We start from the raw sequence: 22,278 nt of genomic DNA, 5'->3' as shown, positions 1-22,278 counted from the left end.
CCATGAATAATCGTCAATTTAAAATAAATGCAAAAAAACTATTTAAGCAACATTTTAGTTTTTTTCTAATACTATTTATACCGTATTTTATCTTTTTTTATTTACAATATGTTGTAGATTTTATAGCGTTGGATTTAGAGGCAATTTATAAAGGGCTATTGCTAACGGATCATGCGTCTTCGCAGGCTGAGTCTTTGTTGGTCACGAATAATTTAAGCAGTTCTCCATTATCAATGACTGCGGTGCTTGTATTTAGTATTATTACAAGCGGTATCTTGTTTGTTGTGCTTGATGCAGTTAGAGGCCGTGAAGATTATACACAACCTGTTAGAAAATGGGGAACGATTTTTTCTAATGGTTCTTATTTCATTGGGGCAATAGTGATTTTTATTTTACAAACTATCTGGACTGTACTATGGACATTGCTACTGATTATTCCTGGTATTGTTAAGTCATTGGCGTATTCGCAAGCAATATTAATTTATCGTGATGCTGTGGATAAGGGTGAATCAATCAGTTATATTGAAGCAATTTCAAGAAGTCGTGCATTGATGAACGGTCATAAATGGCAATACTTTAAATTATTGCTTAGCTTTATTGGTTGGTGGATTTTAGTTATTCTAACCGCTGGTTTATTGGTGATTTGGGTAGGACCATATTATCAAATAGCAAAAGTTAACTTCTATAATGGCTTAGTTGATAAGGGTTAGTAAATCAATTGTTTTAGTCGTATAACAATGTACTACGAAAACCTAGAAAACCTATAATTATTAGATTACCTATCTGATAATTATAGGTTTTTTTAGTGCATATAACGTTTACTAGTTGCTTCCGTGTATTATAGAAATTTAAATCATCAAACTTATGTTAGTTATTTTGATAAAAGGATGAGGCATTATACTAGAAAATACTACAAATAATGATTTAATAATGGTAAGTTAATATAGTACAATGTGTCTAAAAATTGTGAGGTGATACACTTGACTACTAATTTACCGAGTATTAAAGATGTAGCAAAATACGCAAATGTTTCAATAGCTACTGTATCAAGGGTAATTAATAATAAACCTGGTTTTTCTCAGGCAACTTTAGAAAGGGTCCAGCTTGCTATGGAAACTTTAGGTTATCAACCAAATAAAGTTGCGCAAGCTCTTAAAAATAATTCAACGCACATGGTTGCGTTAAGTATCCCATTTATTTGGCATCCTTTTTTCTCTGAATTTGCTTTTTATTTTGAAAAAAGGTTAGATGCTTATGGATATAGCATGTTACTTTCTAATAATCAAAGTGACTCAGTTAGTGAATTAAAATTTTTGAAAATGGCCAAAGAAAATAAAGTCGATGGCATGGTAGGGATTACTTATAATGATATTGAGCCATACTTATCTAGTAAAATTCCTTTTGTTAGTATTGATAGATATTTTGATACGCAAAAATATGATCATGTGGCAACGATAACTTCGGATAATTTTCATGGGGGTAAAATCGCTTTTGATGAGTTAAGCAAACGAAGTGCTAAAAAATTGGCTTATGTTGGTAAGATTGCACCTTTTCCTAATAATACTACGGAAAGAAAAAGAGGCTTTATAGAGGAAGCTAAAAAGTACGATGTAGACATCCAAATTTATGAATGTCCTGAAGATTCTTTAGAAAGCCAATATCTCTTAGATCGGGTAATTACTAATATAGAGAGCATTGATGGCATATTTTGTGTTAATGACGAAATTGCGTATCAATTGATCGATAAATTAAAAGGGACTTCGATTGTAGTTCCTGAAGATGTACAAATTGTAGGATTTGATGGTTTCAACATATTAGAAGGGATACCTTCACCAATATCTACAATAAAACAATCCGCAAAAATGCTGGCTTTTACGGCAGTTGATAGTTTATTGACCTTAATGCAAGGGGAACAGGTCGATGATGTCATCATTCCTGTTTCTTTTCGACAAGGCGATACAACGCGCACTTTAAATTGAACGGATTGTTTATGTAAATAAATTGACTAATCATTTCAAGCATTAAGTGTGTTTGTTATTAACATTCTTGATATATGTATATTTTTCATTACAAACATTTTGTAAACTTAGTTTTTTTAAAATGAGGATAGGGGATAAAAAGATGAAAACTATTAATATACCGTTGCACATAAATGATTCTAAGTTTACAAGCTCAATTGATGTTTTTTTGAAAGAAAATCCATCGATTGAAAATAAGCCGTTACCTACAGTTATTATCTGTCCAGGTGGTGGCTATGATTTCATTGCTTCAAGAGAATCAGAGCCGGTTGCACTTGCATTTATGTCACAAGGTTTTCAAGCAATTGTGTTAAATTACACGGTTATGCAAGACGGTTTCAAAGAGAATTTCTTACATCATAATTTGTTACAGGTTGCCAAAATTTTTGAAATCATTCATCAAAATAGTAAAGATTGGCAAATTGATTTGAACAATATTTTTGTTTTAGGTTTCTCAGCTGGTGGTCATTTGGCAGCTTCTTATTCTTCAAGTTGGTCAGATTTTAAAGATCAGAATAAGCAAGTGAACTATAAACCCAAAGGAACAATCCTTTGTTATCCAGTAACTAATTTTGAGCTGGGTTGGCCAAAAAATAGGAATCAGTTTGATTTTCCAATTTCCGATACGAAAGAATATGATGCTATTGATAAAATTAATTCTTCAACTACTGACACATTTATTTGGCACACAGCTGATGATGCGACCGTACCCGTTATTAATACATTAAAATACTGCGAAGGTTTATCAAAATGTCAGATAGGTTTTGAAGCACATATTTATGAATCTGGTCGGCATGGACTTTCGCTTGCCACACGTGCTTCGGCTAAGCTACTTGATTCTGATAATATAGTTCCAAATGTTGCAAAGTGGTTTCCAACATGTATAGATTGGATTAATAGACGTTTAACTTAATAACAACATTGTTTGCGTCACTATATAAATAAACGAGGAAGAAAACAGACTTTTGAGGATACACCTTAAAAGTCTGTTTTTTAGATGGATTCGAATGTCTACCTTAGTTTGTTTGTGTAGGATTGTAGGTAGTAATAAATGTTCGAGTAATAAGTCTCATACGTAGAAAGTGTAATATATTTGACTAATCAGTTAAATATATTATATTTAGTTTATGGGAAGAAAAAAGAATTATGATATTAAACAGGTCTTATTTGATATGGGAACAGTATTTATTGAAAATGGTTATGAAGCGACTTCTCTTGATGATTTGGAAAAGGAAACTGGACTTTTAAGAGGGAGTTTATATCGCGAATTTGGGAGCAAACGAACGATGTTTGAACTTTCTCTAAAAGAGTATTTAAATAGAAACCCTCAGGAATCTGCCACTTTAGATTTATTGCTGATTGGTTTTTTGGAGTTGTCGCCAAGAGATTATAAATTAAGAAAATTTCTCAGAAACTGGTATTTCTTTTATTCAAAAAATGGTGCTTCTGTCTCAAAACTATTAGGAGATCGACTAATTGACAGAGCAAAAATTTTATCTGAAGGAGAGGGAAAAGATGGATAATAAAATTGAAATTAAAGATAATAGACTCACTGTTATACCACAAGGATTAGATAAAATGTGGTCATTTAAGGATAAGATAGAAATTCCATTGAATCATATTTTAGGAGCAACCATCGATAACACGATTCTTAATACAAACAAAGGTTTTCGAGGTCCTGGCCTTGAAATACCCAATAAATGGAGTGGCACTTGGACAAAGGATGGGGAAAAACATTTTTGGAATGTCAGTAGAAAAGAAACACCTATAGTTATCCAGCTAAAAGACGAAAAATACACTCGTCTTGTTCTTGGTGTGGATCATGCAAGGGAATGGACAGATTATATAAATAATCTAATTAGTAGATAAGATAAGGTAAAAAGTGCTATATATTTAACTGTTTAGAAACGCATTCTACGGCCATTTTTATTGTATTAGGTAAATTTTTTTTGTCTGGTAAGGGCAATTAGAATTCGTTCTATTTAATGAGCAGTATAATTGGATAACTCACGAGCAAGATGATGTTTTTTCTAAAAGAACATACTTTAGTGTTGTTACGCAAAAATAAGTTAATTGGATAAAATTAATAACAATGTGGTTAAGAGTTAAAAACACTGAGTTATTAATTCGAACATGTAGTTAGACATCTAGGATATTGGATACAAAGAATGGCCATCAGTATTGTAATGGCCGTGAATAATTATTGCGATGGTTCTACTATTAAATTCTGGCGGTAACCGGGTTGCTAAAAGTATGAATACGGAGATTTTAGGCGGTATGAAGTTTGGTCAGGGAGTCATAAAGGTGGCTCAGGCAATACGTTACGCCGGTATTTTACTGGTGCTTTTTTGTTTGTGAAAAAAACAAAATAAAAAGCGTAAATTTTTATTTTTACGCTAAAAGTATAGGGGTCTATGATTTAAAATTTATATTATAATTCAATCCAGTATCGTGCAACCTTGGCATTGTCATCTGGTTCATATACCCAATTTTCTATCGTGCCATTGAATTTTTCAGCAACATGCCTACTAGCATAATTGTCTTCATCTATAACTAAAAGAACTCTTTTTACATTATTTTCGCGATATTTATCAAAAGCAAACTGACAAAGTTTTTCTGATACATGGTTTCCTCTAGCATATTCGGGTACATCATAACCAATATGCCCACCAAATTGTAGCAAATCTTCTTTTTCAATATCTAGCCTACATCTGATGCTCCCAACTATTACGTTATTTTCAAAGCCAAAATAAGCTACTTGTCTAGATTTTTTAGGATCAACAGGATTCTTGGCATCAAGTTCTAATTCATCACAAAAGTCGTCAAATTTATCGAAATCAAAATTTTCGTATCTTTCTTTGGCGAAGACACCAAATTTAGTATTATCATTCAAACAAGCTTGAACATACTTAAAAAAAGCTTTTTTATCATTTTTGTTCAATGTTCTAATTTCCAGCATGCAAACCTCCCACTGTACTTTTCCATTTATTTTAAATTTGGACCTTACTAGTATATTATAAATTATACGATAATTTAATGTTTATTTATTGTTTATCTATAAAAAACTATTTATAATCGAATTAAGAATTTAAAATTCTATTTAATTAATTGCATATCAATGTGGGGCGTATGTTCATGAATATATGGCTTTTCAATTACTGTAAAGTTCACTTCTCATAAAAATGATTCCGGTCTGGGCAATTTGTAAAAATCACTGGATGCATCGTGTTGATACTTTAGTCAAAGTTAATGGTAAATTGTATGTTGTTGAAATAGGATTGCTTTGAAACCTATTAACTATAACAATTATATTCCAGTATGACCACTCGTTGTAACAGATAAAAACGATAATAAAATTGCTAACCAAACATTAAAGAAGGGTGCATATTTTAAATTTGAAAATGGAGCTTTTATAGTTAGTACTATAAGTAATTCTTATGTTAGTTTGACAATTAATGATGAATTCGTATGAACAACATATTGTGTACTATTTATTTGCAAAAGGTGGTCCACAACCTTTAGTGTAAGGTCCTGACGATGTCGTTTGGTTTGGCGCCGTGCGCCAAGATACGGACCATCTCAATATGCGCATTTGGTATGCGAAAATTTTATCAGAAACGCGACCTAGTAAATGGTGAACCTAAAGGCGTCATTGACTTTAAAGCAAAGCATCAATAAACGGTGGACCTGCAGAAAATTTAATATGTGCCATTTTATCCTTAAAGACGGCTTCTACTCATAAACTACACGCAAAAAGCAGCGAAATTTTAAAAATTCAGCTGCTTAAGTTAGGCTATTCAATTAAATAATTCAGCTATTAGTACCAATTAGCGAATAGACTTTCTGTTTTCCGATTATATATGAATGTTGTTTCAAATATGATATATAGCTGCATATTTTCACATTAATATATTAATTAAGCTAAGTGTTAATACACCAACAAATACGATAACTAATAGATTTTTAGTAAGAATAGCACTTAAAACTGTAGGAATAGAAGCTAATAAATTAGGATAATTAATTGAAGGTAAATGACCAATGTGTTGGATAAACAAACTTTCAAACCATAAACTTGCCATGATAGCAATGGGTACGAAATTAAGAAACTCAACCACTTTTTTTGATAAGTTAATATGTTTTAAAATCACTAAGGGTAAAATTCTTGATAACCATGTGACAATACCACAACCAATAATTGTGATGATGATAAATTTATTTGAAGGCATGTTTAATCACCGTCCCTAAATAACATACAATAACCGTTGTTAATAATATGACCAAATTTGCAGGAATAAATATTAGCCCAATATAAACCATAATAAGGGTTATAAGTATGACCACCAATTGAATATTGAATTTAATTGACTGATCGGAAATCATTTGCAAATACAATAAACCAATAAACATAGCTGTAATGGCAAAGTTAAGGCCTAATTTTTCAGGATGGGTAATTAAGCTGCCTAATGTAGCGCCAATAAAAGTGCCGATTACCCAAGTTACATATGATACTAAATTTACGCTATTGAACCAGGTAAAACTTAATTTATTATTAGTGTAATTTAGTTTATTCATTCCTAAAGCAAAACTTTCATCAGTTAGAAAAGTACCAATAAAAATGTTCTTCATTAATGATTCATTTTTAAAATATGGTGTCAGTGTGGTGCTCATTAGAATTAATCGAGAATTAACTAAAAAAACAGATAGAACAATTGACAGAAAGGGACTATGCGATAATAGCATTGTTACTATCACAAATTGTGCGGCTCCCGCATAATCAATGATTGAGATTAGTAAAATAAGTAAAACACTCAATCCAGATGATTGTGCAATGATGCCAAATGCAGCGCTAATTCCAATATATCCTAAAACAGTTGGTAATGTTTCTTTAAATGCAGTTTTTGAATCTAAAAAATTGCTCATAATAACTCTTCCTTAAATATCCGTTTTATTGTTCTTTTAAATGAACATATTGTATAATATAAAGAACGAAAAGTAAATGTTAATAATAGTTTGGAGTATTGCTATGGATATTAATAGAGTCATTGCAAACAATTTAATAAGAATTAGACAGGAAAAAAAGTTAAGTATTAATAAATTAGCTGAACTTTCTGGAATTAGTAAAAGTGTATTATCTCAAATTGAGAAGCAAACAACGAACCCAACTATCAATACTATTTGGAAAATTAGTTCAGGACTTAACGTATCTTATACGGAATTGATGAATACAAGTGATGATTTTTCTGAAGTAATTCAAAAAAATCAGACAATTATGCAAACATCTGATAATAATTGTTATCGAATTTTTTGTTATTTTCAAAGTAATGAACAAAGAAACTTTGAATTATTTCAGGTAGAGTTAGATATTGGTCAAAGCCATCATTCAGTGGGGCATTCGTCAATAGGACCGAGTTCCAAAGCAGAAGAGTATTTATTAGTTATTAAAGGTGAACTAACTTTAACGGTTGGTGATAAGTGTTTTGTTATAAATCAGGATGAAGCTATTTCTTTTGATGCAACCAAGGAACATGTTTATAAAAATACAGGCGTAGATATGCTAGTCATTGCTATGATGAATCATTATTAATATTACTGTAAAGAGTATTGAAAGTGCTGTATGGTAGATTTGTTGGCTTCATATATAATAAATTTAGTTGGCGAAAAAGAACGGGGTTTAAGGTAAAAATCACCAGGGATCCTTATTAATTACCTTTGTTGAACGTAAAACACGTTATCAAGTAGCTATAAAGCGAAATCCAAGAGTGCTTAGTCAATTTAAACGCCGGCATGGCCATTATGTGAAATCAATCACATGTGATAATGGGTATGAATTTGTGAATAGTCGTGTGGTGAAGTTTATTTTGTGTTATTTAGGAGATTTATACGTCGCCAATACTTATGCACCATACGAACGAGCCACTAATGAACGGACTAATCGAAACTTACGGGCTAGATGGTATTTCCCAAAAGGAACACAGTTTAGTGATGTCACGCAGCAACAAGTTAATCAAGTGATTAACGAGATTAATGGTAAACCGCTGACACATGCCGTTAAGAGTCAGAAATCCCCAAATTATCTGTTTAAACGGGCAACAAGGCGTTTACAAGTAACTGCATGAAAGTTAACCGTTGTTTAACAAATATCGTTGCAAAATCCTGATAAAGCTATTTTTTAAAAACAGCATAATGAGGCTGGTTTTTGTGTGCTTAAAAAATATAAAAAGATACAATAATTTTTAATTTTGCTAATTTAAGTACGATATATTGAAGCTGGTGACTAAATTAATGTAAAAAGCACAAATTTATCGTGAAAAATTGTAGAATGTCATTAAATTGTTAAAAAGTTGGTTGAATACTAGCAAATCAGACTTTATAAGCGTAAAAAAACTGTCAAAATTACATGAGTTGCGTTAAATACTTGACAATACTTTGCGGTTTATGACTTTTGATAATATATATTATGTAAACTAGAATAAGTGTGTTTTTATGGGCGAATATTTTACCCGCTATTTTGATTAATAACCCCTTTCATTCATCACTATTTATAGCGATCTATAGCAATTTACAAGCTAGTGTATTTTTAATAAAAGTTTTTGTCTTTATTAGTAATTCTCAATAAAAAAATGATTATACCAACCAAGTATAATCATTTTTTTATATTATTTTGTTATAGCCTATTTGCTCGCAAATCGATTGAACGGGATCTTATAGTTAGTCATAATCATAATAATCACGAATATTAAAATATATAACGGAAAATAGTTTGTTGATAAATGACCACTAATAATTCCAAATAATGGCGGCAAAAACGTTGTTCCTAAGTAGCTGCTAGCCATTTGTAATCCCATAATCGACTGAGAGTTTTACGTACCGAATGTTGTTGGCGTTGCGTGGATTAGTGATGGGAAAATTGGTGCACATCCAAGACCAATGATCAGCAAACCAATTAATGCGGTAGCTTGTAACGGGATGAATAACAATATTGTCCCAAACAAGGCACCAAGCATGCCAAAACGAATCAGTTGTTTATCAGTAAAATAATCGGCGACAAAGCCTGATGCTAAGCGACCAATGGTGATACCAATATAAAATAAAGATGCAAACATTGCTGCAATATCAACACTAATATGACGTGATGAAACAAAAAAAGTACTTGCCCATAAGCCACTAGTTTGCTCAACGGCAGCATATGCAATAAACGTTAACAATGCTGGTATGACACCCGTAGTTTTACGTATGGACTGACTCGTTGCAGCTGTGATAGATTCTTCTAAATCATCCATTGAAGAGGTTTCTTGTCGTGTATGTTCTGCTTTACGCCATTGTGGGAAACTAACTACGATAATGATCGTGATAATAAGCTGAATAATTCCAATTATCTTGTAACCTAATTGCCAATTATGTTGGTTAGTTAGTGCAAATCCCATGATGTATGGACTCAACGAAGCGCCGATTCCCCAAAAAGCATGTAACCAACTCATATGTTTAGATGCGTAATGAATTGCAACATAGTTATTTAATGTCGCATCAATTGCACCAGCACCTAAGCCGTATGGCAATGCTAATAACCAAATCATCATAAATGAATTCGTTAGAGAAAAACCAATTAATGCAACTGCAGTCAAAAGAACACTGACAGATGTAATTGTGCTAGCACGGAATTTTTTAATTAAAAAACCAGATGAAAGACTAGAAATTACGGTACCAACTGAAATTGTCATAGTAATAATTCCAGCATATGAGATGGGTACATTTAAACTTTCGTGCATAACTGGCCACGCAGATCCAATTAGTGAATCAGGTAGCCCTAGACTAATAAAAGTGATGTATATGACTGGTAGTAGTATTGAAATCATTAACTCCCCCTTTTTGTATAATTATTTAATTGTTGCGACACTTTCACGTTCAACCAGTTTGGTAGGAACATAAATAATTTTCTGCTGTTTATCGATGTTATTTTCAATAAACAAATTCATGGCAATCCGCCCAATTTCCGTGAAATTTTGTTGAATCGTTGTTAACCCTGGTCGACTAATTTCAGTTAATTTCATACCATCAATTGTCGTAATTGAAAGGTCTTTTGGTACATTTTTATTGGCATCAGTCAAAGCATTAACGAGACCAATACCGACAAGATCAGCTGTAGCTATAACGGCAGTAAATGGTAATGCATCGATGTCATACCCCTCTGTGACACTGCGGTACCCTGTTTCATAACTGTGGTCTTCCCCATAGAAAAACGCATTTTCGATAGTTAACTGGTGCTGTTTCATTGACTCAATAAAATTGCGACGACGAACACTCGAAATGTTTGTCGTCAATTTTGTATCCCCAATTAATGCAATATTAGTGTGCCCTTTTTTCGTTAGATAATCTACTAAAGTGTCCATCATTGTAAATTCGTTTGATGTCACTGCAGAAATACGGTCATTCAAAATGGTAGTTAGCGAGATAACTGTAACGTTTTCGGCCGCTAATTGATTCATTAGCCATTCAGGAATATCAAGTGACAACAAGAACACAGCACCCACCTGTCGAGTTAATAAAGTGTTAAAAACTTGTGTTTGATGTTTTTCATCGTCATCGATATATGTAATTAGTAATTCGTAGCCTGACGACATGGTCGCTTCATATAATCCTTTAATAACTTCATCACCAAAAGTTGTGTGAATTAATGGCACAACAACCCCTACAGCGCGACTAGTTTTACTTGCTAAGTCTGCTGCACTTTGATTTTTAAAGTACCCCATTTCTTGGGCAAGTTGTCTTACCCGCTTTGCAGTATTTTCACTGTAGCGACCTCGATTAGTGAGAATTCTTGATACAGACGCAACTGATAAATTTGCTGCCTGTGCAACATCTTTTAGTGTAACTGCCATATGTAACTCCTATATTAACTAATGTTATTGGTATTATTATACACTGACTTGAATAGAAAAGTCGTCAGATAGGTCAATGATTTATAAAATAAATTTGCGGTTGACATCATTTGTGGAAACGCTTACAATATATTGCGTAAACGTTTCCATAAAACGTTTTGAGATTTTGTAGCTTTTATAATTGTGAGGGGTTTTTTTAATGGATAAACAAACAAATGATGTAAATGGGTCACAAAATACTGTGGCACAGTCTGTTAAACATCGGTTACCTGATCTTTCAAAATTACAAATGTTTATGATGACATTTGGATATTTTGGAACTCAGATTGCCTTTTCAATGCAGACCGGAAGTATGGGTCGTATCTTTCAAACGATTGGTGCGGATCCAAATAATTTAGGGTTCTTCTTCATCCTACCACCTTTGGCAGGAATGATTATGCAACCACTAGTAGGTTATTTCTCTGATAAAACATGGATACCAAAACTTGGTCGTCGTATGCCTTATCTAATCGGTGGTACCTTAGTATCATTTATTGTTATGTTGCTTTTGCCAAATGCTGGATCACTTGGCTTTGGTTTTGGATCAGCAGCAGCACTTTGGTTTGGTGCCGTTACCGTATTATTTATGGATTTGGCATCAAATGTTTCTCAACAACCATTCAAGATGATTATTCCTGATATGGCTAATGAGAAGCAATCAAATTCATTGTGGTCAATGCAAAACGTTTGGGGTAGTTTAGGTAGTTTGGTTGCCTTCGTCTTCCCATTCATCTTGACTGCTTCAGGTATTGCCAATACTGCACCACGTGGTGAAGTACCAATGTCTGTTAAGATTTCATTCTATGCTTCTGCAATTATTTTGGCATTATCTGCCATCTTTACGATTAAGAATGTTAAGGAATACACGCCGGAAGAAATGGCTAAGTACCATAACATTACTAAGGAAGAACAACACGAAAAAGCATCAATTATGAATGTTTTGCGTAGTGCACCAAAGGTATTCTGGTTACTAGGTATTGTTGAATTCTTCGTTTGGTTTGCTATTCCATATATGTGGACCTACTCTACTGGTGCTTTGGCTGAAAATATTTGGCATGTAACTGATCCAGCATCAGCTGGTTATCAAGAAGCTGGTAACTGGTTCGGAATTGTTCAAGCCGTTTACTCAGTTGTTGCCATTTTCGTTGGACTACTCTTTGCTCGTTTGACTAAGAAGACTCGTCGTCCAGCTTACACTGTAAGTTTGATTTTGGGTGGTATTGGATTCTTAATGATTGCATTTGGAACAACTAAGTTGTCTTCTATTATCGCCTTTGCGTTGTTTGGAATTGGTTGGATTGCGATTATCACAATTCCATTTACCATTTTGACAAATGCTTTGGATGGTAAGCATGATGGTGTTGTGCTTGGTTTGTTTAATTGCTTTATTTGTATTCCACAAATCGTGGCATCATCTGTTAGTTTCTTGATTTTGCCAGCACTTGGCGGTTCAATGGCTAAGATGTTTATCATCGCTGCGATTGCCTTCTTCATCGCTAGTGTAACGATTTGGATTGTTCGTGATGACGTTTAATGTTTAAGAAACTATTTATGTAAAAATAGTGTTGTTAGTAAAGTTATTTTATAGGAGGTCATAATGACAGAAGAAAATATTAAGTGGTGGCAAAAAGCCGTTGTTTATCAAATCTACCCTCGCTCATTCCAAGATACCAATAATGATGGTATCGGTGATTTGAAGGGTGTTGAACAACATTTAGATTATGTTAAAAAGCTTGGTGCTGATGTTATCTGGTTGAACCCTGTTTATGAGTCACCTAATAAGGATAATGGGTACGATATTTCTGATTATCAAAGCATTAATCCTGAATTTGGTGATATGGAACAATTTGATCACCTACTTGCAGCAGCACATGATCGTGGTCTAAAAATTGTAATGGATTTGGTGGTTAACCACTCATCTGACCAACACCAATGGTTTATTGAAAGCCGTTCAAGTAAAGATAGTGACAAGCGTGACTTTTATATTTGGCGTGATCCTGTTGATGGTCATGAACCAAATAATTGGGGTTCATTCTTCTCAGGTCCTGCTTGGAAGTTTGATGAAGAGTCTGGTCAATACTACCTTCACCTATTCGCTGAGGGACAACCTGATTTGAATTGGGAGAATCCAAAGTTACGTGATACGATTTGGGACATGATGAACTGGTGGGTTGATAAGGGAATTGATGGTTTCCGTATGGATGTTATTTCATTAATTTCTAAGCCAGATGGTTTACCAGATGGTAAAGTTCCTGAAGGTGACGTTTATGGTAACTCAAACTTTGCCGTTGCTAATGGTCCTCATGTTCACGAATACTTGCAAGAAATGCGTGATAAGGTATTGAATAATGCTGATATTATGACAGTTGGTGAAGCCTCAGGTACTGATATTAAGAATGCTAAAGATTATGCTTCACTTGATGGAAAAGAATTGAACATGGTTTTTCAATTCGAACATGTTGAATTGGACGGAAACCCTGATAGCGCCTTAGGTAAATGGTACGATCAACGTGTATCACTACCTAAGTTGAAAGAAAACTTAAGTAAGTGGCAATACGAGTTAGATGGTAACGCATGGAATTCTCTATACTGGGATAACCATGATCAGCCACGTGCGGTTAGTCGTTATGGTAGCGATAAGCCTGAATTCCGTGTTGTATCAGCTAAGATGGTTGGTACCCTTCTACACTTTATGCAAGGAACACCTTACATTTATCAAGGTGAAGAAATTGGTATGACAAATGCTTACAACTTAGGTTGGGATGATTTTAATGATATTGAAATCTTGAATGCTCGTGAGTACCTAGTTAACAAGGAACACTTGATTGATGATGATACCTTGCTACGCTACGTTCACTACAAGGGTCGTGATAATGCACGTACCCCAATGCAGTGGAATGACGGTAAGAACGCAGGCTTTACTGATGCTACACCTTGGTTGAAGATGAACGACAACTTTGACACTATTAACGTTGAAGCTGCGTTAGCTGATGAAGATTCAGTGTTCTACTACTATCAAAAGTTGATTCAATTACGTCATGAACTACCAATTATTACAACAGGTCACTACCAATTGTTGGATCCAGAAGATGCTGAAGTTTACACTTACAAGCGTGTTGGTGATGACGAAGAGCTACTGGTTATTAATAACTTTACAGAAAACGAACAAATTCGTGAGTATGATGTCCCTGAAAATGCCGAAGTATTGATCAGTAATTACAAGGATGATCAAGGTTCAACTTTGCGTCCATTCGAAGCAAAAGTTTACCGTTATACAAAATAGTTATATATAAATAAAAGGAAGCAGTACAAGATAAAACGTCTTGTACTGCTTCCTTTTTAGCGTAGTTAAATTATTAATAAAGCCATGCGGCAATTGCATATAGAATAATGATGTGTGCTGGATAGAAAATGTAGAAGAAATACTTCATACCACGTCCCTTTGCCCCACTGTATAAAGCAATTGGGATAATAGCAAAGATCATCATCCATTGTGTCATGCCCATCAAGCCGTAAATAAGTGCCACAACGGCGATGCTTAATAGTTGTGCCCAACGAACATTACGGAAGATGTATAATACTGGAATTAATAAGACCATCAACCCATTTTCTGCCAATAAAATAGCTGGATTAAGCGCTAGTAATAGTTGCATAAACAATGATTTACCAGCAGACATTGAACCTGCTGAGCCTAGTAGTGGCATCATAATTAATGAAAGTAAAAATGGTACTAAGAATAGCAAGATTCCAAGTGCAATATGCTTACCCTTCTGGCCTTGCTTAACTTTTTCAGATTGATCAACACCAGCCATAAAAATCGTTCCAATAAACAAATCACGGAAAATATTATTAATTAATTGTACTTGCTCAAAGCCGATAATTTGCTGTGTTAAGTTCATTAGAATGGCCATAACAGCCATACTAATGTATAAACGTATCATGTAAGCCTTTTTACTGTGTGTATATGAAAAACCAACAACCGTTGTAAAAAAGAATAATGTTGCAACTGGCCGACCAAACCAATCAAGCCATCCAGGAGCTCCTAACGGTGTAAATGTTTGATGGAAATGATCGATAACCATTAAAACTAATCCAATAACTTTTATATCAAAAGTTGAAAATGATAAAAAGCGATTTTTTGTAATTTGCTCTGACATAAAAACTCTCCTCTTCAATATCGTTCAAAATGTTAAATGTTATTAACTTTTATCACAAATGATATTATACAAAAAATAGCATTAAAAAAGCTACCTTTTCATGTGAAAAGGTAGCTAATTTTTTAACGTACATAAAATATTTAGTTATGATGGTAAACTGGCTTCTTAATAAATACCCAAATTAGTAATGAAACAATTAACATAACAAGGTAAACATTAAAGACAACGGATAAGTTTCCACCTGCTAGTGATAAGATAACGGCACCTGCTAGACTTCCAAAACCAAATCCTTGATAAATCAAAGAATAGTTTTGACTGTGATTCTTTAGACCAAAGTAATCACCAGCCATTGTTGGATAAACGGTAATTGTACCACCAAAGAAGAATCCAACGGCCATCATTGCTGCATAAAATACAGGAACACTTAAGTGACTGCTAAATGCTAGTGTAGCAACGGCAATAAATGTCACAATGTATGAAAGCATAAACATTGGCTTACGACCAAATTTATCTGATAATGAACCAATTACGAAACGACCAATTGTATTAGCGATGGCAACCAACGCAACAATATTAGTTGCTTGCGCAATGTCAAGTCCAGCTAGATTGGTTCCCAAGTTAGCTGCGATTCCAGTTAGGTAAACTGACAAAGAAATTGTTAACAAGGCAATAAATAGTAGATAAGCTTGTGGTGTACGAAGCATTTCACGTGTTGTGAATTCGTGATGTGTTGGATCATCGATGGCATTATCTGTCTCAACGTCAGGCGCATCGTGAATAAGCATTGCACCACCAACAATTAATAGCATTGACAAAACACCCCAGCCAATCAATGCATAAGGTAAGTTATGAACAAGGTTATTTCCTAAAATAGCTGAATCAATATATTTAAAAACAAATGAACCTAGTCCATAGAAAGCAACTGAAATACCAGAAATTAATCCAGTTTTCTCTGGGAACCACTTAATAGCATTTGAAAGAGTTGCCATATAGGCAATTCCGTCAGCAGCACCTAACATGATACCAACAGAGGCATAGTATAGCCATAATTGCTCTGCAGAATTAACACGTGAAGCAATAATTGTTGCTAAACCAAAGACAATTCCTGCCGTAATGGTAACTTTACGAACACCAAATTTTTTAACCAGTGTACCAACAAAAATTGTTGATAGTGACAACGATAGCGCACCAATTGAAAAAATAAGTGAAATTGAACCCAAATGAGGTTGTACCGCTGCAGGATTTCCTGTTTTAGCATCAATAACTAATTGATCAAACATTTGTAAAATTGGGGTATTAAAAATACTCCATGCATAAAAAGTTCCCACACCTAATTGCACAAAAATAGTACCAAGGATGACAAGCCAACGGTTAACAACTTTTGGCTGTCCCTTTGGTAACGATGTTGCGGTTTGCATAATAAATTCTCCTAAAACCTTAAAATAATGATGTATAGCGCTTTGTGTAAGCGTTTGCACATATTAATATAATCCCACTTTTGGGATTTGTCCATAAGAAATGCATAAAAAACAGGAAATGTAATTATATTGTAATATTATGCATATAAAAAGCGTAGAAAATAATTATTTTCTACGTTTACTATTTGAATGGTATATAACCTAACCTTCTAATTTGTGATCAAGTTTTTGAAGCTTTGTTTCAATTGTGTTTGTGTGACCAGGACGAATATCAGCGTTTAATGAAACGTATGCTCGAATGCCCTTATCGGTTAACGTTTGAATTGCCTTTTGAACTGTGTTCATCACATCAGTCCACTCACCTTCAATTTCCGTACCCATTGCTGTTGTTTTGTAGGTTAAACCAGATTCCTCAATAACACCAATGATGTCATTAACATAACTGCTTAATTCATCACCAACACCGAATGGTGCAATTGCTACTGAAATTAATGTATTCATCGTATATACTCTCCTTATTAGTGTATCTACTGTCATTATATCATTCATTTATGAATTTATTGTTGTGCTGCATGCTCCCAAAATGATAATTCATACTGATAAGAGGTTAAATAAGTGTGTAGATATTGTTTTTTAATATCTGACGCTAAATTTTGCCAATTTGGATTTTGAGCATCAACTACTTGCCAACTCCACTGTGTAAAAGCCTGATATGCAGGACTAGAATAATATTCTAGCCAAGGTAAATAAGTATTATGTTGTGTCGTTTTTAAATAGTGCTTACCAATGAAATGGTAAGATTCGGTACATGGTAATAATGCCAACATGGCGTTAGTTGCATCGCCATTTGTAATAGCTGTTTTCATATGATTTAGGTAGGCTAAATTATGATCATCTGGCGGTATATTAAGCATATTCGGGCTTGCAAGTAAGGCATCGTGGGCCAATGATTCATCTAAAGATTGCGGCTGGTCCGCCTGTTGGCGAGATGTCAATTTATCAGTCGTTAAATCAAAAAGATGACTAAACATATCTGTATAATAAGTATCCTGGGCAACGTAATAATCACGCTGTTGCTGTGATAAGTTATCAAAGCCAATTCCTTTGACGAATGGTGATTGATAGATTTCTTTTAGTATTGGCTCGGATTGTTTTAATAAATAATCATGAAAGTCCATTAGTCATTCTCCATGGTCGTCTCTACCCAATGATTTAGCGGTCCATGACCATGACCAACATTGATTGTCTGACGGATAGCTTCATAAGTGAATTTCTTAGCGTGTGGCATAATTGCTTTCAAAGCATAACCTTTGGCTAAATTGGCTGTAATAAAGGCTGATAGTGTATCACCAGTACCATGTGTTCTGTTTGTTTCAATTCCAGGCATAACTAACCATTCAAAAGAACCATCTTCATAGAGCATATAATCTGCATAATTATTTTCAGAATCAGCACGATGGCCCCCTTTAATCAAAACATTTTTCACTCCCATGCTTTGAATTTTGGTAGCCGCCTTTTTAACATCGTCATCTGTTACAATTTGGTGATTAACAAGTACTTCGGCTTCAGGTAAATTAGGCGTGATTAAGAATGCTTGCGGAATTAATTCATTAATCATGGTTGTGATTGCGTCATCACTTAATAAGTGTGCCCCACCTTTAGCAACCATAACGGGATCGATAATCAATTTACCTAGTTGATATATTTGCCACTCTTTGGCAACGGTATGAACACGTTGTGCATCTAGTAAAGCACCTGTTTTAGCTGCTTTGATGTCTAAATCATCGGCAATACTCTTAAATTGTTCACTAATAAATGTTGTTGGAATTGCATACTGATCCTGGACACCATACGTATTTTGAGCAGTTAAACCGACAACAATTGTTGCTGCGTATACTTTTTGATTATGAAAGGTCTTTAAATCAGCATTTATTCCTGCCCCTCCGCTAGAATCAATTGATGCAATTGTAATTACTTGTGGTACCTCTATCATGACTTCCTCCCAAATATATGACAATAAAAAAACACAGAAACCGGAAATATCTGGTTTCTGTGTTTTGAATCGCATTTTACCATTACTTTCCTTCGCTAGTACTAACTAAGCAGGTTCAAAGGGTCCGATAACAAATCGTCTCAGCATGACGCTCCCCTAGTAAATTATTTAACTGTTTTAATTATGGCATGGCTTTAAGCAGTGGTCAATATTAATTATAAATTATCTGATAATGCGACGATTTCAGTAATTAATGCGCGCATACCTGTATCGTAATTATCTAAATTAAACGACTCATTAGCCATGTGTGCTTGCGAAGGTTCACTTGTTGGAATAATGCCAAATCCTACACCATTGGGCATCAAACGGCCAAATGACGCTCCACCATTGATACCTTGCTCTGGTAGCTGACCGGTAACTGATTTATATGCTTCGGCCAATAAAGTTACCAACTTATTATCTGCGCCAACATAGTGAGGTACTAATCCTGCTGGATCACGTACAATATTTGATAACCATGGTTCATTTTGTAATAGTTGGTTGATTGTCTCTGATTCGTCGAACGCTAATGAATAACGGAAGTTTAAATTGATATGACCTTGCTTGGTTGCAATAAAATCAGTAATACCAATATTTTGGCTAGTTTTACCTAATTTAGGTTCTGACTTACCGTATCCTGAATGTTCACCAAAGGGATCTTGATGCAAAGTTTGGCCGATGAATTGTAAGAACTTAGCTGCGTTCTCACTGAAATTAAAAGTACTTAAAAAGTTAGCTAAATATGTCGCAGCATTTTTACCTGTTTCAGGTCGTGCAGCATGCGTTGCGATTCCTTGTAAGTTAAATGTCACTTGATCATCTAGTACGTCAATGTTACCAGTAACATCTGCTTGTTTGAGATATTCATTATATGATGACTTTACAGAGTCTACGTCAAGGCCGGTAACTGTTGCTGTTGCAAAGCCAGGCAATACATTGGTGGCAACACCACTATGGAAATTTAATAATTGAATCGTACTATTATCGTCATTTGAAGAATCAAAATACAAATCTAATTGGCTAATGCCCTTTTCACCATATGATAGATCAGCTGAACCATCAGGAGAAAAGCCGTATTCTAAAGCACCTTCTTCATCAAAGTACTGATGCATATCGGCCCATTCACTTTCTTCATCGGTACCAATAATAAAGCGAATTTGGTGCTTCAATGGCATTTTGGCATCTTTAAGAGCTTTAATGGCATAATATGTTAGCATGACAGCTGATTTCATGTCGTCGGCACCACGTGCATACAAACGATTATCTGATTTAATCGTTGGTGTAAATGGTTCTGTTAACCATTGATCACGATCATTTACCGGCACAACATCAACGTGGACAATGACACCAATTGGTTCATTATCGTCTTCTGGTCCAATATAAATATAACCGGCGCGATTACCAACTGTTCCCTTAGTTTCAAATCCATCACGTTCAGCAAGCGACATCATAAAATCTAAAGCAGCTTTTGGGCCGGGTCCATAAGGTGCCTCTGGGGATGCAACAGTATCGTCACGAACTGACGGTATAGCGAGTAACTTTTTTAAATCTTCTAACCAATCTGTATAGTAAGGTTGCGTTTGTATTGTGTCCATAAAAATATCCCCCAAAGTGTTTAATTAAATTAGTATTATAATAACAATCATTGTAAAAATATGCAATATAAAACGTTATAAAGATATAAATATACATAAATCATCTTTATATACATTTATTTTTGTATATAAAAAACCGCAATTGCCTAAATAAACAGACAATTGCGGTTTTAATTTTGGTTATGAAATTATAAACATAAGAATTGGAATGACTATTAACATTAATAATGTTGTTTGTGTAATTGTAATTGATGCAAATTTATAATCAGCATTATAATGTAACGCCATAATTGCTGCATTGGTCATTGCGGGCATTGCTGCCTGCACAATGAAGACTTGTTTTAATAACGTTGGCAAGTCAAATGGTATCATGATTAATGCCATTGTGACCGGTGCCAATACAAAACGACTCAAAGACAACGTTACGGTTTCCAAATTAGGTAATAGATCTTTGCGCGGTGTTTTTGCAATGGCAAAACCAATAAAGATTAATGCTAGTGGTACGTTGGTATCTCCTAATTCGGTTAAATCTGTAATTAAAAAGGCAGGTAATTTAACGTTTAAGAAGACGAAGATTAATGAAATTACTAAAGCAATCATTGGCGGATTGAAAATTCCTGATAACGTTTCACGCCAATTAAAGTGCTTATCATGGTTACCGTCAATCGAAATCATATAAACACCAATAGTCCAAAAAATGGTTGTGTTAGCCATATAATAGATCAAAATATATGGCAAACTTTTCGTACCAAATAACGCCATATTAACGGGTAATCCGACTGTAATTGTATTTGAATTAAACAATAATGATTGAAATAACCCTCTATGTTTTGGATCAACGTTGATTAATCTAACAATAAAAAATGACAAAACTAGTAATAATAGCATGCTAGCAACCGGGAAAAATAAATTGCTCCCCATTGCTAATAGTGTTTTAGGCGTAAAGTCTTCTGGAATATGTACGATTAAGTAAGCAGGCATCGCAACTTTGGTGATAAAACCAGATAAAAAGTTACTGATGCGCCCATCGTCATCATTAAATACGCCCCCCTTAACCAGTAAAAAACCAAGGGCAACTAATCCTAAAATCATTAAAACACCGGTAATACTGCTAACTAATGCGTCCATTAGATTATTAATACCTTCTTCCTACAAATAAAAAAAGATGGTTTTAACGCCATCTTTACAACATTATTAATTGAAATTATGACTCTGTTCAGCTATTTTAAGAACCTTCAGTACGGGTTCAAATGTGTTCTCATCGATATCATCAACGACTTCTTGATGGTATAGTACGCCTGCTAATGCACCTACCAGTGGCATAACGCGATGTGGTTCGCCAGGTAATGATTTAGCAAGCGATAATGCTTCGGCAAAAGTATTGCTGTTTAAAACAACCCAGATTGATGCCTCTAATGTGTCTACAACGTACCCTGAGGTCTGCAACGATGTTATTGCAACACTCTTTAAATCAGGTTTGTTTAGGCCTTGAAATGCTGATAGGTGATCAGCAAAAATTTTGTGTTGTGCGTAATATTCATAAGAGCTGCTGACTGCTAAATCAACTGCTTCCACAGGTGGAATATTTTGCAATAGATTATTGACAATCAAGGCGTAAATACCACTGGCAATCAATGATTGGGGATGATTGTGCGTTAACCCAGTAACTTGATGTAAAACCAGCATGGCTGGATCATGTAGAATAAAATCTTCACCATATTTAGCGCGAAGATACAAGATTACGGGTGTGATGTGCATTAGAGCGCCGTTACCATTGTCAGATATATCACGGCCGCCGGAATTGAACGGGTCTTTGGTGTGTGCATATTTATTTAAAGCAAAAAAAGTAGTTTCGCCAACATTTTTTGGACGTTCATCTTGGTTATTATATTCACCAGAACGGTACCAATCTAAATATCGATCCATCAAGTCAGTGAGATTATAACCATATGACAAACTGCTAATTGTTGCCAAAGTCAACGCAGAGTCGCCACTCCAAGATGTACCATGACCTTCAACTTGTTGTCCCATTAAATCACCAGTAACCAAACCTAGTGTACTATTATTCAGGGGATTATACGGTAAAACCATGTAATGTGCCATCCTTTCAAGATTTTTATTGTAACACTCATGTAAACTATTG

At 34.5% G+C, this 22,278-nt stretch carries 21 protein-coding genes, 1 pseudogene and 1 riboswitch; of the genes and pseudogenes, 9 read left to right on the top strand and 13 right to left on the bottom strand.

The genetic code is table 11. The features are described 5' to 3' along the window. Positions 1–2 precede the first annotated feature (2 nt). The 5 genes from GA0061074_RS01030 to GA0061074_RS01010 all read left to right on the top strand — a co-directional run bounded on the left by GA0061074_RS01030 (position 3) and on the right by GA0061074_RS01010 (position 3,887). Positions 3–710, top strand: a complete 708-nt coding sequence (locus tag GA0061074_RS01030; protein ID WP_092461250.1) for a DUF975 family protein — start codon at positions 3–5, stop codon at positions 708–710. Between the two features lie 270 nt (positions 711–980). After that, a complete protein-coding gene (locus GA0061074_RS01025; RefSeq protein WP_159426631.1) occupies positions 981–1,979 on the top strand; it encodes a LacI family DNA-binding transcriptional regulator in 999 nt (332 codons plus the stop codon). A gap of 142 nt (positions 1,980–2,121) precedes the next feature. Further along, entirely contained in the window at positions 2,122–2,931 is an 810-nt protein-coding gene (locus GA0061074_RS01020; RefSeq protein ID WP_092461248.1) for an alpha/beta hydrolase, read from the top strand. Positions 2,932–3,190: 259 nt separating this feature from the next. Next, positions 3,191–3,541, top strand: coding sequence for a TetR/AcrR family transcriptional regulator (locus GA0061074_RS01015; RefSeq protein ID WP_159426630.1), 351 nt, complete (start codon positions 3,191–3,193; stop codon positions 3,539–3,541). Then, on the top strand, positions 3,534–3,887 hold the full coding sequence (locus GA0061074_RS01010) for a hypothetical protein (RefSeq protein WP_092461246.1): 354 nt from the start codon (positions 3,534–3,536) through the stop codon (positions 3,885–3,887). The genes GA0061074_RS01015 and GA0061074_RS01010 overlap by 8 nt, the downstream gene beginning before the upstream one ends. A gap of 562 nt (positions 3,888–4,449) precedes the next feature. Here the strand turns inward: GA0061074_RS01010 and GA0061074_RS01005 are convergent. From GA0061074_RS01005 to GA0061074_RS00995, 3 genes are all read right to left on the bottom strand, one after another. Next, a complete protein-coding gene (locus tag GA0061074_RS01005) occupies positions 4,450–4,977 on the bottom strand; it encodes a GNAT family N-acetyltransferase (RefSeq protein ID WP_092461245.1) in 528 nt (175 codons plus the stop codon). Between the two features lie 940 nt (positions 4,978–5,917). Further along, positions 5,918–6,244, bottom strand: coding sequence for an AzlD domain-containing protein (locus GA0061074_RS01000; protein ID WP_092461244.1), 327 nt, complete (start codon positions 6,242–6,244; stop codon positions 5,918–5,920). After that, on the bottom strand, positions 6,231–6,938 hold the full coding sequence (locus tag GA0061074_RS00995; RefSeq protein WP_092461243.1) for an AzlC family ABC transporter permease: 708 nt from the start codon (positions 6,936–6,938) through the stop codon (positions 6,231–6,233). The genes GA0061074_RS01000 and GA0061074_RS00995 overlap by 14 nt, the downstream gene beginning before the upstream one ends. Before the next feature lie 103 nt (positions 6,939–7,041). On the opposite strand from GA0061074_RS00995, the gene GA0061074_RS00990 reads away from it, so the two are divergent. Together GA0061074_RS00990 and GA0061074_RS00985 are read left to right on the top strand one after the other, a co-directional pair. Continuing rightward, entirely contained in the window at positions 7,042–7,602 is a 561-nt protein-coding gene (locus GA0061074_RS00990; protein WP_092461242.1) for a helix-turn-helix domain-containing protein, read from the top strand. A 94-nt stretch (positions 7,603–7,696) separates the two neighbouring features. Continuing rightward, a pseudogene (locus GA0061074_RS00985) lies at positions 7,697–8,134 on the top strand (IS30 family transposase); the annotation flags it as partial. 744 nt (positions 8,135–8,878) lie between these two features. Here the strand turns inward: GA0061074_RS00985 and GA0061074_RS00980 are convergent. Both GA0061074_RS00980 and GA0061074_RS00975 read right to left on the bottom strand, forming a co-directional pair. Continuing rightward, entirely contained in the window at positions 8,879–9,871 is a 993-nt protein-coding gene (locus GA0061074_RS00980) for an MFS transporter (protein WP_240005839.1), read from the bottom strand. 21 nt (positions 9,872–9,892) lie between these two features. After that, positions 9,893–10,894: a LacI family DNA-binding transcriptional regulator gene (locus tag GA0061074_RS00975; RefSeq protein ID WP_092461240.1), complete on the bottom strand. Its 1,002-nt coding sequence runs from the start codon at positions 10,892–10,894 to the stop codon at positions 9,893–9,895. Between the two features lie 199 nt (positions 10,895–11,093). Here GA0061074_RS00975 and GA0061074_RS00970 point away from each other — a divergent pair, with 199 nt between their 5' ends. Beyond that, positions 11,094–12,467: an SLC45 family MFS transporter gene (locus tag GA0061074_RS00970; RefSeq protein WP_092461239.1), complete on the top strand. Its 1,374-nt coding sequence runs from the start codon at positions 11,094–11,096 to the stop codon at positions 12,465–12,467. Positions 12,468–12,530: 63 nt separating this feature from the next. Continuing rightward, positions 12,531–14,216 (top strand): glycoside hydrolase family 13 protein, encoded by a 1,686-nt coding sequence (locus tag GA0061074_RS00965; protein ID WP_092461238.1) that lies wholly within the window; start codon positions 12,531–12,533, stop codon positions 14,214–14,216. 73 nt (positions 14,217–14,289) lie between these two features. Here the strand turns inward: GA0061074_RS00965 and GA0061074_RS00960 are convergent, their stop codons facing one another. From GA0061074_RS00960 to GA0061074_RS00925, 8 genes are all read right to left on the bottom strand, one after another. After that, on the bottom strand, positions 14,290–15,090 hold the full coding sequence (locus tag GA0061074_RS00960) for a TraX family protein (protein ID WP_092461237.1): 801 nt from the start codon (positions 15,088–15,090) through the stop codon (positions 14,290–14,292). Positions 15,091–15,230: 140 nt separating this feature from the next. Next, positions 15,231–16,508: an OFA family MFS transporter gene (locus tag GA0061074_RS00955; protein WP_092461236.1), complete on the bottom strand. Its 1,278-nt coding sequence runs from the start codon at positions 16,506–16,508 to the stop codon at positions 15,231–15,233. Positions 16,509–16,709: 201 nt separating this feature from the next. Next, positions 16,710–17,009, bottom strand: a complete 300-nt coding sequence (locus GA0061074_RS00950; protein WP_092461235.1) for an MTH1187 family thiamine-binding protein — start codon at positions 17,007–17,009, stop codon at positions 16,710–16,712. Positions 17,010–17,065: 56 nt separating this feature from the next. Then, the gene (locus GA0061074_RS00945; protein ID WP_092461234.1) at positions 17,066–17,686 is read right to left on the bottom strand and encodes a TenA family protein; all 621 of its coding nucleotides are present in this window, start codon (positions 17,684–17,686) and stop codon (positions 17,066–17,068) included. Then, positions 17,686–18,501 (bottom strand): bifunctional hydroxymethylpyrimidine kinase/phosphomethylpyrimidine kinase, encoded by an 816-nt coding sequence (gene thiD / locus GA0061074_RS00940; protein ID WP_092461233.1) that lies wholly within the window; start codon positions 18,499–18,501, stop codon positions 17,686–17,688. Before thiD ends, GA0061074_RS00945 begins: the two co-directional genes overlap by 1 nt. 70 nt (positions 18,502–18,571) lie before the next feature. Then, a riboswitch (TPP riboswitch) is annotated at positions 18,572–18,669 on the bottom strand. A 47-nt stretch (positions 18,670–18,716) separates the two neighbouring features. Then, on the bottom strand, positions 18,717–20,135 hold the full coding sequence (locus GA0061074_RS00935; RefSeq protein ID WP_092461232.1) for a Sapep family Mn(2+)-dependent dipeptidase: 1,419 nt from the start codon (positions 20,133–20,135) through the stop codon (positions 18,717–18,719). Positions 20,136–20,315: 180 nt separating this feature from the next. Continuing rightward, positions 20,316–21,263 carry an AEC family transporter gene (locus tag GA0061074_RS00930; protein WP_092461231.1) on the bottom strand — a complete coding sequence of 316 codons (948 nt, stop codon included), beginning with the start codon at positions 21,261–21,263 and terminating at the stop codon, positions 20,316–20,318. Positions 21,264–21,329: 66 nt separating this feature from the next. Next, positions 21,330–22,226, bottom strand: a complete 897-nt coding sequence (locus GA0061074_RS00925) for an ADP-ribosylglycohydrolase family protein (protein ID WP_240005840.1) — start codon at positions 22,224–22,226, stop codon at positions 21,330–21,332. Positions 22,227–22,278: the final 52 nt, after the last annotated feature.

This window comes from Weissella bombi (assembly GCF_900094835.1).
Classification (GTDB): Bacteria; Bacillota; Bacilli; order Lactobacillales; family Lactobacillaceae; genus Weissella; species Weissella bombi.
The sequence above is the reverse complement of the archived record's forward strand: the minus strand, read 5'-3'. Positions and strand labels throughout refer to the sequence as shown.

Coding starts and splice junctions, on each gene's coding strand:
- GA0061074_RS00975 (WP_092461240.1), bottom strand. CDS start 10,894: ATGGCAGTTACACTAAAAGATGTTGCACAGGCAGCAAATTTATCAGTT.
- GA0061074_RS01020 (WP_092461248.1), top strand. CDS start 2,122: ATGAAAACTATTAATATACCGTTGCACATAAATGATTCTAAGTTTACA.
- GA0061074_RS01015 (WP_159426630.1), top strand. CDS start 3,191: ATGGGAACAGTATTTATTGAAAATGGTTATGAAGCGACTTCTCTTGAT.
- GA0061074_RS00970 (WP_092461239.1), top strand. CDS start 11,094: ATGGATAAACAAACAAATGATGTAAATGGGTCACAAAATACTGTGGCA.
- GA0061074_RS00950 (WP_092461235.1), bottom strand. CDS start 17,009: ATGAATACATTAATTTCAGTAGCAATTGCACCATTCGGTGTTGGTGAT.
- GA0061074_RS00945 (WP_092461234.1), bottom strand. CDS start 17,686: ATGGACTTTCATGATTATTTATTAAAACAATCCGAGCCAATACTAAAA.
- GA0061074_RS00925 (WP_240005840.1), bottom strand. CDS start 22,226: ATGGTTTTACCGTATAATCCCCTGAATAATAGTACACTAGGTTTGGTT.
- GA0061074_RS00995 (WP_092461243.1), bottom strand. CDS start 6,938: ATGAGCAATTTTTTAGATTCAAAAACTGCATTTAAAGAAACATTACCA.
- GA0061074_RS00980 (WP_240005839.1), bottom strand. CDS start 9,871: ATGATTTCAATACTACTACCAGTCATATACATCACTTTTATTAGTCTA.
- GA0061074_RS01010 (WP_092461246.1), top strand. CDS start 3,534: ATGGATAATAAAATTGAAATTAAAGATAATAGACTCACTGTTATACCA.
- GA0061074_RS00955 (WP_092461236.1), bottom strand. CDS start 16,508: ATGCAAACCGCAACATCGTTACCAAAGGGACAGCCAAAAGTTGTTAAC.
- GA0061074_RS01030 (WP_092461250.1), top strand. CDS start 3: ATGAATAATCGTCAATTTAAAATAAATGCAAAAAAACTATTTAAGCAA.
- GA0061074_RS01000 (WP_092461244.1), bottom strand. CDS start 6,244: ATGCCTTCAAATAAATTTATCATCATCACAATTATTGGTTGTGGTATT.
- GA0061074_RS00960 (WP_092461237.1), bottom strand. CDS start 15,090: ATGTCAGAGCAAATTACAAAAAATCGCTTTTTATCATTTTCAACTTTT.
- GA0061074_RS00965 (WP_092461238.1), top strand. CDS start 12,531: ATGACAGAAGAAAATATTAAGTGGTGGCAAAAAGCCGTTGTTTATCAA.
- GA0061074_RS00990 (WP_092461242.1), top strand. CDS start 7,042: ATGGATATTAATAGAGTCATTGCAAACAATTTAATAAGAATTAGACAG.
- thiD (WP_092461233.1), bottom strand. CDS start 18,501: ATGATAGAGGTACCACAAGTAATTACAATTGCATCAATTGATTCTAGC.
- GA0061074_RS01005 (WP_092461245.1), bottom strand. CDS start 4,977: ATGCTGGAAATTAGAACATTGAACAAAAATGATAAAAAAGCTTTTTTT.
- GA0061074_RS00930 (WP_092461231.1), bottom strand. CDS start 21,263: ATGGACGCATTAGTTAGCAGTATTACCGGTGTTTTAATGATTTTAGGA.
- GA0061074_RS00935 (WP_092461232.1), bottom strand. CDS start 20,135: ATGGACACAATACAAACGCAACCTTACTATACAGATTGGTTAGAAGAT.